Origin of the sequence: Curtobacterium sp. 260 (genome assembly GCF_030803485.1) — a bacterium.
GTDB lineage: Bacteria > Actinomycetota > Actinomycetes > Actinomycetales > Microbacteriaceae > Curtobacterium.
Window position 1 is genome coordinate 1 of record NZ_JAURUY010000002.1, and the last position, 12,360, is coordinate 12,360.

The 12,360-nt window shown below is 72.1% G+C and carries 11 protein-coding genes; 7 read left to right on the forward strand and 4 right to left on the reverse strand.

Going from position 1 to position 12,360, the window contains the following annotated elements:
- Window positions 1-432: hypothetical protein (locus J2X59_RS02480; protein ID WP_326495582.1), on the forward strand; the 432-nt coding region annotated here is incomplete at its 5' end.
- A 107-nt stretch (window positions 433-539) separates the two neighbouring features.
- Complete coding sequence (locus tag J2X59_RS02485) at window positions 540-776, forward strand: hypothetical protein (protein WP_326495583.1); 237 nt, start codon at window positions 540-542, stop codon at window positions 774-776.
- Window positions 777-1,145: 369 nt separating this feature from the next.
- Here J2X59_RS02485 and J2X59_RS02490 read toward each other — a convergent pair whose 3' ends face one another.
- The 3 genes from J2X59_RS02490 to J2X59_RS02500 are packed head-to-tail and all read right to left on the reverse strand — an operon-like array spanning window position 1,146 to window position 5,995.
- Window positions 1,146-2,675: a glyceraldehyde-3-phosphate dehydrogenase gene (locus tag J2X59_RS02490; RefSeq protein ID WP_326495584.1), complete on the reverse strand. Its 1,530-nt coding sequence runs from the start codon at window positions 2,673-2,675 to the stop codon at window positions 1,146-1,148.
- A complete protein-coding gene (locus J2X59_RS02495) occupies window positions 2,675-4,534 on the reverse strand; it encodes a phosphoenolpyruvate carboxykinase (GTP) (RefSeq protein WP_326495585.1) in 1,860 nt (619 codons plus the stop codon). The genes J2X59_RS02490 and J2X59_RS02495 overlap by 1 nt, the downstream gene beginning before the upstream one ends.
- A 24-nt stretch (window positions 4,535-4,558) precedes the next feature.
- On the reverse strand, window positions 4,559-5,995 hold the full coding sequence (locus tag J2X59_RS02500; RefSeq protein WP_326495586.1) for a cation:dicarboxylate symporter family transporter: 1,437 nt from the start codon (window positions 5,993-5,995) through the stop codon (window positions 4,559-4,561).
- 190 nt (window positions 5,996-6,185) lie between these two features.
- Here J2X59_RS02500 and J2X59_RS02505 point away from each other — a divergent pair, with 190 nt between their 5' ends.
- Together J2X59_RS02505 and J2X59_RS02510 are read left to right on the forward strand one after the other, a co-directional pair.
- Window positions 6,186-7,886 carry a sensor histidine kinase gene (locus J2X59_RS02505; protein ID WP_326495587.1) on the forward strand — a complete coding sequence of 567 codons (1,701 nt, stop codon included), beginning with the start codon at window positions 6,186-6,188 and terminating at the stop codon, window positions 7,884-7,886.
- Complete coding sequence (locus tag J2X59_RS02510) at window positions 7,883-8,563, forward strand: response regulator (RefSeq protein WP_326495588.1); 681 nt, start codon at window positions 7,883-7,885, stop codon at window positions 8,561-8,563. Before J2X59_RS02505 ends, J2X59_RS02510 begins: the two co-directional genes overlap by 4 nt.
- 156 nt (window positions 8,564-8,719) lie before the next feature.
- Here the strand turns inward: J2X59_RS02510 and J2X59_RS02515 are convergent, their stop codons facing one another.
- The gene (locus tag J2X59_RS02515) at window positions 8,720-9,229 is read right to left on the reverse strand and encodes a BLUF domain-containing protein (RefSeq protein ID WP_326495589.1); all 510 of its coding nucleotides are present in this window, start codon (window positions 9,227-9,229) and stop codon (window positions 8,720-8,722) included.
- Between the two features lie 103 nt (window positions 9,230-9,332).
- Between J2X59_RS02515 and J2X59_RS02520 the strand changes: the two genes are divergently transcribed.
- The 3 genes from J2X59_RS02520 to J2X59_RS02530 all read left to right on the forward strand — a co-directional run bounded on the left by J2X59_RS02520 (window position 9,333) and on the right by J2X59_RS02530 (window position 12,217).
- Entirely contained in the window at window positions 9,333-9,635 is a 303-nt protein-coding gene (locus tag J2X59_RS02520; RefSeq protein ID WP_326495590.1) for a hypothetical protein, read from the forward strand.
- Window positions 9,636-9,746: 111 nt separating this feature from the next.
- Window positions 9,747-10,808 (forward strand): LacI family DNA-binding transcriptional regulator, encoded by a 1,062-nt coding sequence (locus J2X59_RS02525; RefSeq protein ID WP_326495591.1) that lies wholly within the window; start codon window positions 9,747-9,749, stop codon window positions 10,806-10,808.
- Window positions 10,809-10,897: 89 nt separating this feature from the next.
- Window positions 10,898-12,217 carry an ABC transporter substrate-binding protein gene (locus J2X59_RS02530; protein WP_326495592.1) on the forward strand — a complete coding sequence of 440 codons (1,320 nt, stop codon included), beginning with the start codon at window positions 10,898-10,900 and terminating at the stop codon, window positions 12,215-12,217.
- Window positions 12,218-12,360 lie beyond the last annotated feature (143 nt).

Consider the following 12,360-nt stretch of genomic DNA (forward strand, 5'->3'; position numbering starts at 1 on the left):
ACGACTCTCGGCACCGACGCAGCCGAACGGTTCTACGACGTTCCCGCCGTCTTCAATCGGCAACCCAACCCGCAGGAGATTGCGGCACTGGAAGGGTCAGGGAGTCACCACTCGCTGGAGCGTGCCGGCTACCGGGATGTGACCCTGGCCGTCCACGATCGGCGCTTGATCATCGGCAACACCAATCTCGGCCAGCTCGAACGCGGTCTCGCCACTGCCATCGCGAACCTGATCCAGGAGATCAGCACCGACGCCCTGACTGCCATGCGCCAGTCACGTGCTGACGCGCAGACCGCGCAAGATGCCCAGGTAGCTCGCGCCCAAGACATCACCCGCGCCGCCGAGCGCGTCCACTTCACCCCGGACACCTCCGACGATGCGGCGGGCGGCGCACCGGACAGCGTTGCAGAACGCAGGTCTGAGGCGCTGTGAGCAGCCATGCTCGCCGCCGACACAGCACGGCACGCCGATCGGTCGACCTGCCTTCGCCCCCGTGCGCTGGCACCTACCGGCTGACCGCAGAGATCGCGAGAAACACCATGTCGGATTCAGTAACCCACATCACGCTCGACCCGGCAGGAGTGCTGCGGACCCTCGTCCTCCAGGAGCCCGCCGGTCCTGACATCACCCTGACCCTCCGGGGAACCGCGCCGGAGAGGTTGCAGTACAACGGTCGGATCTGGGCGGCCACGCATCATCGACTGCACCGACCGATGGCGCGCAACGGCTACCAGTACACGCTCCTGCAACCGCCGGAAGCACCCCCGCTCAGTTGACGGGCACGCACTTCTCGTGCACTCCGGAACATGCGTTGGGCGGCAATCTCAGTGATGCTGGTGCTCCTGGGCTTGCTGCTGACAGTCGGCGCCGTCTGGCTCAGCCCAAGCCAGGGCAAGCCAGGAGGACAGCCGCGGCGCGGTCCGGCTCAGTGACACCAAGGCCACGATGATCAACGCTGGGTGTGCAACCATCACGACGGTCCACACGACGTCGTAGCCCGCCGGGATGACGGGATTGCTGGTTTCCGTAGGTGGACGTCGGCGCAAGCGGTCCTCGGCAGTGGTGTCCGGTCGCCCGGCGGTCGCGGTCGCGGCCGAGGACGGCGGCGATGGCTGCCAGCGACCGGCGGACTCCCGTCCGTCCCGTCAGGACGACAGGTGCGCTGCCGCACGGACCGGACGGAGTGCGTGACCGGCGGGCGGCGACGCCGCCCGCCGACCGCCGGCCATCTCCTGCAGGACCCGGTGCACCTGTCGGCTGTAGCCGGACTCGTTGTCGTACCAGACGTACAGCACCGCGTGCTCGGACCCGTCCGCGATCGTGGCGAGCCCGTCCACGATGCCCGCCCGCCGACTGCCGAGCAGGTCCGTCGAGACGACCTCCGGCGACTCGACGTAGTCGATCTGCCGCCGGAGCGGCGAGGTGAGCGAGGCGTCCCGGAGCACCCCGTTCAGCTCGTCGCGTCCGACCGGGTGACCGAGCGTCAGGTGGATGACCGCGAGCGAGACGTTCGGCGTGGGGACGCGGACGGCGCTGCCGGTGAGCCGCCCGCGGAGTTCGGGCAGTGCCTTCTCGGCGGCCTTCGCGGCACCGGTCGCGGTGATCACCATGTTCAGGCCCGCCGCCCGCCCTCGCCGGTCGGCGGGGTGGTAGTTGTCGACCAGGTTCTGGTCGTTCGTGGCGGAGTGCACGGTCTCCACGTGCCCGTGGACGATGCCCCAGGCGTCGGACACGACCTTGAGCACCGGGACGATCGCGTTCGTCGTGCACGAGGCGGCACTCACGACCGGGTCGTCGCCGATGCCGTCGTGGTTGATGCCGTGCACCACGTTCGGCACGTCACCGTTCCCCGGCGCGGTGAGCAGCACGCGGGCCGCTCCGGGAGCCAGCAGGTGCTGCGTCAGGCCCTCGACGTCGCGCCAGCGACCGGTGGTGTCGACGACGATCGCGTCCTCGATGCCGTGCGCGCGGTAGTCGACGGCGTCGGGGGAGTCGGCCGAGATGAACTGCACGAGGGTGCCGTTCGCGGTGATGGTGTCGTGCTCGGTGTCGACGGTCACCGTGCCGGCGAAGGGGCCGTGGATCGAGTCCCGGCGGAGCAGGCTCGCCCGCTTGACCAGGTCGCCGGGCCCGCGACGGCGGACGACGACGGCGCGCAGGGCGAGCGGGGCGTGCTCCCCGGCGCGTTCGAGCAGGATCCGGGCGAGCATCCGACCGATCCGCCCGAACCCGTACAGCACGACGTCGCGTGGGGCGTCGCGGTGCGGTCCGTCCGCCGTGCCGCGGTGCAGGAAGAACTCGTCGGTGAGGAACTCGCGCAGGGTGCTGCCGAGGCGGTCACGTCGGTGGCGGGACGCGAGGTCGCCGAGGTCCACCGACACCGACGACAGTGCCATCGTGTCGAGCTCGGTCAGGATCGCCAGGCTCGTCGCGACCGGCAGTTCGGTCTCGTCGACCCGGCGGCTCGACCGGTGCGCCTTGACGATCCCGATCGGGGACTGCCCCACCAGGGGACGGCCGTGGACGGACGGCACGACGTCGTCCCGCCGGTACAGCCGTCCGATGAGCGGCACCATCGCCTCGGCGGCAGCGAGCTTCTCGTCCCACACCTGCTGCAGGTGCGCACGCTCGGCGGCGGTGGACACCCCGGTCGTGGTCGGGGCGCCGGACGGCATCAGGCGACCTGCCGGACGTCGGCCGTGGCGTGCAGGGCGGCGCGACGCTCGTCGAGGATCGCGGTGAACACCGGGGGCGTGCGGTCGCCGAACCCGGCGAGGAACTCCTCGGTCAGGTCGCACTCCTCGAGCCACGGCCCGGGGTCGACGGCGAAGAGGGCGTCGAGCTGTGCGGCGGTGACGTCGAGCCCGTGCACGTCCAGGTCGTCCAGGTCGGGGAGCAGGCCGACCGGGCTCTCGGCCGCCGGTACGGTGCCCTCGACGCGGCGCGCGATCCACTCGAGCACGCGGGCGTTCTCGCGGAAGCCCGGCCACAGGAAGGCGCCGTCCTCGCCACGCCGGAACCAGTTGACCTGGAACACCGCCGGTGCTCCGGCGCCGAGGCGCTCGCCGATCCGGAGCCAGTGCGCCCAGTGGTCGGCCATGTCGTAGCCGCAGAACGGCAGCATCGCGAAGGGGTCGCGGCGGAGCTCGCCGACGGTGCCCTCGGCTGCGGCGGTCCGCTCGGACGACACCGTCGCACCCATGAACACGCCCTCTGCCCAGGTCGACGCCTGCGCCACGAGCGGGACGTTCGTCGACCGACGACCGCCGAACACGACGGCGTCGACGGGGACGCTGCGCTCCCACCCGTCGGCGAGCGTCGGGACCCGGTCGAGCGCCACCGTGAACCGGGCGTTCGGGTGCGCGGCCGGAGTGCCGCTCGCCGGTGTCCAGTCGGCGCCGGTCCAGTCGACCAGGTGCGCGGGCGGTTCGGGGGTGAGGCCCTCCCACCAGACGTCGCCGTCGTCCGTGAGCGCGACGTTCGTGAAGATCGTGTCCGCGGCGATCGTCTCGACCGCGACGGGGTTCGTGTCGGGGCCGGTCCCGGGCGCGACGCCGAACAGTCCGGCCTCGGGGTTGATCGCGTGCAACCGCCCGTCCGCTCCGGGGCGGAGCCAGGCGATGTCGTCGCCGATGGTCTCGACGGACCACCCGGGCAGGGCCGGCTGCAGCATCGCGAGGTTCGTCTTGCCGCAGGCCGAGGGGAACGCGGCGGCGACGTGGACGGCCCGGCCCTCGGGCGAGGTGAGCCGGACGAGCAGCATGTGCTCGGCGAGCCACCCCTCGTCACGACCCATCACCGAGGCGATCCGGAGCGCGAAGCACTTCTTGGCGAGCAGGGCGTTGCCGCCGTACCCGGAGCCGTACGACCAGACCTCGCGGGTCTCCGGGAACTGCACGATGTACTTCGTCGCGTTGCAGGGCCAGGACACGTCCGGCCGCGGGACGCCCTGGTCGTCGCGGAGCGGGTGCCCGACGCTGTGCACGGTCGCGACCCACGGCACGCCGGCGTCGATCGCGCGGAGCACGTCCGCCCCGAGCCGGGTCGTCCTGCCCATGCTGAGGACGACGTAGGCCGAGTCGGTGACCTCGACGCCGAGCTGCGAGATCGGCCCACCCACCGGTCCCATCGAGAACGGCACGACGTACATCGTGCGGCCGCGCATGCTCCCGGCGAACCGCTCCTCGAGCTCGGCGCGCATCGCGGTCGGTTCCCGCCAGTGGTTCGTCGGACCGGCGTCCTCGGGCGTGCGGGAGCAGGTGAACGTGCGCCCCTCGACCCGGGCGACGTCGTCCGGGTCCGACCGGGCGAGGTAGCTGTTCGGTCGGCGTCCCGGGTCGAGGGCGATCAGCTTGCCCTCGTCGACGAGCTGCCGCGTCAGGCGGGCGGTCTCGTCGGCTGACCCGTCGCACCAGACGACCTGGTCCGGGCAGGTGAGGGACGCGATCCGGGCGACCCACGCCTCCAGGGCGACGCGGGGCGAGCCGGGCACGGTGTGCGGTGCGGGACTCGTGTGGTTGGGGTTCGTGATCATCGTCGATCTCCTCGTGACGGGGGACTACCGGCGGGTGGCGGTCGAGCCCTCGGGCTCGACGATGGTGCGGACGGCCTCGGTCGAGATCCGCTCGTCGGCGGCGGGAGCGGAGCCGGGACCGTCTGCGCGAGCCGACGCGCCGTGGTCGTCGGCGGACATCGTCCGCTCGTCGAACGGCGCCGCGCCGGACAGCACCCGCTCGACCTGCTGCTTGTCGATCTGCTTCGTCCACGTCCCGACCAGCACCGTGGCCACGGCGTTCCCGGTGAAGTTCGTCAGCGCGCGGGCCTCGGACATGAACCGGTCGATGCCGACGATCAGGCCGACGCCGTTGACCAGGTCCGGGCGGTGCGCCTGCAGGCCGCCGGCGAGGGTGGCGAGTCCGGCACCGGTCACCCCGGCAGCACCCTTCGACGCGATGATCATGAAGACCAGGAGCGAGATCTGCTCGGGGATGTTCAGCGGCGTGCCGAGGGCGTTCGCGATGAACAGCGAGGACATCGTCAGGTAGATCGCGGTGCCGTCGAGGTTGAACGAGTACCCGGTCGGCACCGTGACGCCGACGACGGGCTTCGAGACGCCGAGGTGCTCCATCTTCGCGATGAGCCGCGGGAGGCTGACCTCGCTGGAGGACGTCGACACGATGAGCAGGTACTCGCGGCCGAGGTACTTCATGAGCCGGAAGATGTTGACGCCGGTCACGACGCGGAGCAGGACACCGAGGACGCCGACGACGAACACGATGCAGGTGATGTAGAACGCGACCATGAGGGTCCCGAGCGCGACGAGCGCCGCGACGCCGGTGGCACCGACCACCGCTGCGATGGCCCCGAACGCGCCGATCGGGGCGGCCCACATGACCATCGCGAGGATGCGGAACACCAGGGCCTGCAGGTGTCGGATGCCGGTGAGGATCGGCGCACCCTTCTCGCCCATCGCCTGCAGCGCGAAGCCGACGAGCAGCGCGACGAACAGGGTCTGGAGGATGCTGCCGCTCGTCAGGGACGACACGAGCGTCGCGGGGATGATCCCGAGCAGGAACCCGGACGTCGAGGACGCGCTCTCCTCGGTGCCGGCGGGCAGCTCGTACGTCGCCTCCGACATGTCGAGCTGGTCGCCGGGGTGGATGAGGTTGCCGACGACGAGGCCGATCGCCAGGGCGAACGTCGACATCGCGACGAAGTAGCCGAGCGCCAACCCGCCGACCTTGCCGACCGTCGCCGCCTTCGCGATGGAGCCGACGCCGAGCACGATCGTGCAGAAGATGACCGGCGCGATCATCATCTTGATCAGCGCGATGAAGCCGTCGCCGATCGGCTTGAGTCCGACGGCGAGGTCGGGGGCCGTCAGGCCGACCACGATGCCGGCGAGCACGGCCACGATGACCGCGATGTAGAGCCAGTGCGAGCGATCCAGACCGCGTCGCCGTGGGCGGGCGGTGGTCGAGTGCGTCGATGCCATGCGACTTCCTTGTCGTCAGGACCGGGAGCGGCGTCGCTCCGGTCGGTTCGTCCTCGGGGGAACGGACACACCCTCGCGCGGAGCGACCCGCGGCGGCGACTTGTGTTCACAACGTTCACGGGGAGGCTGCGCGGACGGGCCCCCGTGCGCGAGGATGGGTCGTCCCGCAACGGAGCGAGGAGGCAGCTCAGTGGTACCCCGTCGGTGGAGCATCGCCGCGCGACTCTTCGCGCTGCAGCTGCTGTTCGTCGTGGTCGGGGTGGCGGTCGGTGGCGTCTGGAGCTGGACCTCGGCGCGAGCCGACCTCGAGGCGGACGCGGCCGAGAAGTCCACCGCCGTCGCGGTGTCGATCGCCCGGAACCCGTTCGTGGTCCAGCAGGCGACCACCGCGGACCCGTCCGAGCGCCTCGAGCCGTACGCGCTCGACCTGATGCGCCGCACCCACACGGACTTCATCACGATCATGGCGCCCGACCGGACCCGGTGGACGCACCCCGACCGGTCGGAGCTCGGCCGGCCGTTCCGCGGTACGGTCCAGCCGGCGCTCGACGGCCGGACCTTCACCGAGACGTCCACCGGGACGCTCGGCCCCTCGGTGCGGGCCGTCACGCCGATCACCGACGACGACGGCCGGATCGTCGGGCTGGTCGCCGCCGGGGTCACCGTGGCGAACATCTCGAGTGCCCTCGTGCCGCGACTCACGTCGGTCGTCCTGCTCGGCCTGGCGGTGGTCGCGGTGTCCGCGTTGTTCTCGTGGTTGCTCAGCCGGTACCTCGGTCGGGTCACCGCGGGACGGGGCCCGGAGGAGCTCGCGCGGGTCTTCGCGTCCTACGAGGGCGTGCTCCACTCGGTGCACGAGGGGCTCGTGGTCGTCGACCGGTCGGGCGCGGTCGTCCTGCACAACGACCGTGCGGCGGAGCTGCTGCACCTGCCGGCGCCGGCCGAACGCCAGGATCCGGTGCCGCTGGCGGCGCTCGACGTGCCGGACGCCCTCCGGACCCTGCTCGCATCGGGCGACCGTGCCGTGGACGAGACGTACGCCACGAGCGACCGGGTGCTCGTGGTGAACCAGGAGATGGCGTTCCCGCGGGGGGCGACCCGGCCGGTCGGCACCGTCGCGACCATCCGCGACCAGACCGACCTGCTGCACCTGTCCGGCGAGCTCGCCGCCACCAGGACGCTCACCGATGCGCTGCGGTCGCAGACGCACGAGTTCGCCAACCGCCTGCACACCGTCGTCGCGCTGCTGGAGCTCGGTCGGGTCGACGAGGCGATCCGGTTCGCCGCACACGAGATCGACCGGCACAGCGAGGTCGAGCGGCACGGCGAGACCGAGCGGCACGGCGAGACCGACCGGCGGCACGGCGAGACCGACCGGCGCAGCGGGACCGACGCGTCCGGCGAGAGCGACCCGTGCGCCGACCCGGCGCACACCGAGCCCGAGGTGCTCGACGCCCTCCTCGCCGCCAAGCGGGCACAGGCCGGCGAGCGCGGTGTCGACCTGGTCGCCGACACGAGCGGGCTGCTCGACCCCGTCCCGGCCGCACCCGCCGACGTGGTCACCGTGCTCGGCAACCTCGTGGACAACGCCGTCGACGCCGTCGCCGGTTCCCCGCAGGGCCCGGACCGCGGCCGCGTCGAGGTCGTCGTCGCCGCAGCCGGCGGGACCGTCCGGCTCGTCGTCCGCGACGACGGACCGGGCATCGCCGACGTCGACGCCGTCTACGAGCGCGGGTGGTCGACGAAGCAGTCCGGTCCCGAGGGACGCGGCATCGGCCTCGACCTCGTGCGCGCCACCCTCGCCCGCATCGGCGGTGAGGTCGCCGTGACCACGGGACCGGACGGCAGCACGTTCACCGTCGAGATCACCACCGGGCGGGTGCCCTCGTGACCGCGCCCATCCGGGTCCTCATCGTCGAGGACGAGCCGCTGACCGCCGAGGCGCACACGGCCTACGTGTCGCGCCTCGAGGGCTTCGCCGTGGTCGGCACCGTGGGGACCGGTCGGGCGATGCTCGCCGCGGTCGCTGCGGAGCGACCGGACCTCGTGCTGCTCGACCTGAACCTGCCGGACGCCCACGGCCTGCAGCTCGTCCGCACGCTGCGAGCCGCCGGTTCCGCCGTCGACGTCGTCGCGGTCACCGCGGCACACGACGTCCAGGCGGTGCGGAACGCGATCGCCCTCGGGGTCGTGCAGTACCTCGTCAAGCCCTTCAGCTTCCGGTCGTTCGCCGACCGGATGACGTCGTACCGCGAGTTCCGGCGCGGGTTCGAGGACCGTCGTGCCCTCACGCAGGCCGACATCGACCAGCGGCTCGGGACGCTCCGTCCGGTCGCGCCCGCCGACCACGAGAAGGGCATCGCCCCGGAGACGCTCGAGGTGGTGCGCGACGCACTGCTGCAGCGGTCCGACGGTGGTTCGGCATCCGAGGTCGCCGAGGCGACCGGGCTGTCGCGGGTCACCGTCCGGCGGTACCTCGAGCACCTGGCCGCCGCCGGGCAGGTCGCCAAGGACGTTCGCCACCGCGGGCAGGGACGGCCGGAGTACGAGTACCGCTGGTTGCGCTGACCGGCACGCTGCGGCGTGCGGCGTGCGGCGTACCGGACGGGAGGCACGACGCGTGCCGGCGCGGCAGGCTGCGGCCGTGCGCGGTGCCGGACGGGAGGCACGGTGCGGGCCGGCACCGCGCCTCCCGTCCGTGGTCCGGTCGCCCCGGCAACGGGGTCAGCGTGCGCGGGCCGTGCCCGCGTCCGCACCTGCTCCGGTGCGGTCCTGCCGGAACCACTGCAGGAGCTCCCGCACCGCGGCGAGGTCCGGTGCCCCGCCGTGGTCGTCGGGCAGGAAGTCGAGGTCGTCGAAGGTGGTGCGGTGACCGGGCACCGCGGCGCGCTGCAGGGTGGTCTCGGCCGCGTAGCCCATCGACCAGTCCGGGAACTGCCGTGCGGGCACCTGTTCCTCGAGCAGCACGGTGACCTGGTCGTGGCGCGGGTCCTCGGCGATGTACGCCATCTTCTCGCGGACCGCCGTGACGGGCCCCTCGAGCAGCTGCAGGAACCGGTGGTCGCGGAACAGCAGCAGGCCGGTCACGCCGGCGCGGGCGTTCGCGCTGCGGGCGTGCGCCAGCAGGTCGTCGAGGTCGTCGAGTCCGAAGCCGACGACCGCGCGGCTGGCGTAGACGAGCGACAGCAGCGCGCCGTCACCCGGGGTCTGCGTCGGTTCCGATGAGGGCTGCACGGATCCACTCAACCCGCGCGAGCCGAGAGCCGACCCGGTGACCGGGCGGTGACGTCCCCCGGTTCCCTGTGACCGACGTCGTGCCGCTCTCTACGGTGGAGCGATGCGAGAAGAGCTCGAGGCGGTCCTGCAGGCACACCGCGTCACGCCACTGCCCGACGGCGTGGACCGTGCCAGTGCCTGCGACCCGGAGCTGCCGAGCGCGGAGATCGTCGGGTGGGCGACCCTCGTCGTGGCCGGGGTGCCGCTGTCGGCGTCCGAGCAGGACCGGCTCGCGGACACCGCAGCGAACGCGTTCGCCCTGATCGCGGTGCTCCCCGTGGGCGCCCGACCGTACTTCGCCCGGCTCGGGCTGATCGCGACCCTGGCGTCGGCGCTCGCCGTGGGCGCGCCCGCTCCGGGCTAGTCCCTCGCCGCGCCCGCGTCCGCCGAGTGCGTGACTAGGCTCAGCACGTGCGGTCCGCGGGTGGTTCCCGGAAGGGCCGTCGGGCCGGACGGGCAGAGAGCAGGAGACCACGTGGCGCGAGCGACGAGCATCCGCGACGTGGCGGCCGATGCCGGGGTGTCGATCACGACGGTGTCCCACGCGCTGAGCGGCAAGGGCACAGTGAGTGCCCGGACGCGCCTCCGGGTCGAGGAAGCGGTCGAACGGCTCGGGTACGCGCCGAACCCGATCGCCCGTGCCATGCGGACCGACCGACGGGCGGTCCTGGGGTTCGTGTCCGAGGAGATCGCGTCGACCCCGTACGCGGGCAAGATCATCGTCGGGGCGCAGGCCGAGGCGGCCGCGCACGACCACGTCCTGATGATCGTCGACATCGCAGCCGGGGAGTTCGACGACCCGCGCATCGACGCCCTGATCCAGCGGCAGGTCGACGCGGTGGTGTTCGCCTCGGCGTCGAACCGGGTGATCCGGCTGCCGCGGTCGCTCGACCCTGCCCGGACGGTGCTGCTCGACGCGTTCGACCCCGCTGCTCCGGTGCCGTCGGTGGTGCCCGACGAGCAGGACATCGCCGCGACGGCGGTCCGCGCGTTGCTCGAGGCGGGGCACCGGCGCATCGCGCACCTGACGGTCGAGGGCGCGGGTCCCGCCGTGACCGGCCGGGTCGAGGGGTACGAGCGGACCCTGGTGGAGGCCGGCGGCACCCCCGTGGTGGTCCGCGCGGTCGGCGAGGTCGCGGATGCCGCAGCGGGCTTCCGGGCGGCGACGGAGCTGTTCGGACCGGTACCGGAGGCAGCCGGCGACCGCGCCGCCGAGCGCCCGACCGCGGTGTTCGCCTTCAACGACCAGATGGCGATGGGGGTCTACCAGGTCGCGGAGGAGCGGGGCATGCGGATCGGCCGTGACCTGTCGGTCGTCGGCATCGACGATCTGCAGCTCGTGGCCGCCGCCCTGCGTCCGGGCCTGACGACCGTCGCGCTCCCGCACGAGCAGATGGGTCGTGCGGCGGTCCGCCGTGCGCTCGAGCAGACGGGAGCGCTGACCGCACCGCCGACGCCGCGTGCCGGGGTCGAGCGGCTCCGCGGAGAGCTCGTCGTCCGCGACTCGATCGGACCGGTAACCGTTACTCGTTCGTGACCCGCGCCCGTGGCGAGCGGACGGCCCCTGTGTGATGCTCTTCCTCAACACAAAACGATTTGGGTTTGTGCGAGTGAAAGGTCGAAGTAATGAGGCTTCGTAAGGGCATCGCCGTCGCCGCCGCGCTCGCGGTCGGGACCGGCTTGACGCTGACCGGCTGCAGCGCCGGAGGATCCGCATCGTCCGACGGCACGGTCACGATCTCCGGTGGCTTCACCGGTGCGCAGGCCACGGCGTTCCAGAAGGACCTGGACACGTGGGCCGAGGGCCAGGGCATCACGGTCAAGTACTCGGGCAGCGACAGCTTCCAGACGTCGATCGTCACGCAGGTGAAGGGCGGCCAGGCCCCCGACGTCGCGATCTTCCCCCAGCCCGGCGTGCTCAAGTCGCTCATCAGCCAGGGCATCCAGCCGCTCGACGACCTCGTGGACGTCAAGAGCGTCACCGCGGACGAGGCGAACGGCCTCGCCGACATCGCGAAGGTCAACGGCAAGACGTACGGCCTGCCCTACAACATCAACGTGAAGTCGCTCGTCTGGTACGACCCGTCCGCGTTCGAGGCCGAGGGGTACGAGGTCCCGAAGACCGACGCCGAGCTCACCGCGCTGCAGGAGAAGATCATCAAGGACGGCTCCGGCTACCCGTGGTGCGTCGGCATCGCGTCGCAGGGCTCGAACGGCTGGCCGATGACGGACTGGCTCGAGGAGTACGTGCTCCGCTACGGCGGCCTCGAGAAGTACGACGACTGGATCACCCACGAGGTGAAGTTCGACTCGCCCCTGGTCAAGAAGGCCGCGGGCAAGGTCGAGTCGATGATCTTCGCCGACGGCGCGGTCAACGGCGGCGGCAAGGCCATGGCGTCCACCGACTTCGGCGCGGCGGGCAACAACCTGTTCGTCGACGGCGGCAAGTCGGCGGGGCAGTGCTACATGATGCGCCAGGGCACCTTCATCACCGGCAACTTCCCGGCCGCGATCCAGGAGCAGATCGCGAAGGGCGACACGACGAACGTGAACGCCTTCCCGCTCCCGACGCCCGAGGGTGCCGCGACCTCCGGCACGCTCGGCGGTGGTGACCTGGTCGCCGCGTTCAAGACGGACGACGACACGAAGAAGGTCGTCGACTACCTGGTCGGCAAGGAGTTCGGCACGAACGGCTACGCCAAGAACTGGTCGGCCGCGCTCTCGCCGCACAACGACTTCCCGGCGTCCGAGTACACCAGCCCGTTCCAGAAGGTCGCGCAGCAGGCCGTGAAGGACTCGAAGGTGTTCGGCTTCGACGCCTCCGACCAGATGCCCGGAGCCGTCGGTGCCGGTACCGAGTGGACGAACCTGACGGCCTGGACCGCGGGGCAGCAGTCACTCGACCAGACGCTCAAGGCCATCGACGACTCCTGGCCGTCGCAGTAACACCCTCCACCTGCGCCGTGGGGGGGGGGCCCCGCCCCCCCCCCCCCCCCCCCGGGGGGCCCCCCACCCGCACACCCCCCCCCCCGCCCCGCGGCCGCCCCCCCCCCCCCCCCCCCGGGGGGGGGGGGGGGCCCCCCCGCCCC

Bases quoted from the DNA above. Each gene is read 5' to 3' on its own strand.
- J2X59_RS02520 (WP_326495590.1), top strand. From the start codon at position 9,333: ATGCGAGAAGAGCTCGAGGCGGTCCTGCAGGCACACCGCGTCACGCCA.
- J2X59_RS02530 (WP_326495592.1), top strand. From the start codon at position 10,898: ATGAGGCTTCGTAAGGGCATCGCCGTCGCCGCCGCGCTCGCGGTCGGG.
- J2X59_RS02500 (WP_326495586.1), bottom strand. From the start codon at position 5,995: ATGGCATCGACGCACTCGACCACCGCCCGCCCACGGCGACGCGGTCTG.
- J2X59_RS02490 (WP_326495584.1), bottom strand. From the start codon at position 2,675: ATGCCGTCCGGCGCCCCGACCACGACCGGGGTGTCCACCGCCGCCGAG.
- J2X59_RS02485 (WP_326495583.1), top strand. From the start codon at position 540: ATGTCGGATTCAGTAACCCACATCACGCTCGACCCGGCAGGAGTGCTG.
- J2X59_RS02495 (WP_326495585.1), bottom strand. From the start codon at position 4,534: ATGATCACGAACCCCAACCACACGAGTCCCGCACCGCACACCGTGCCC.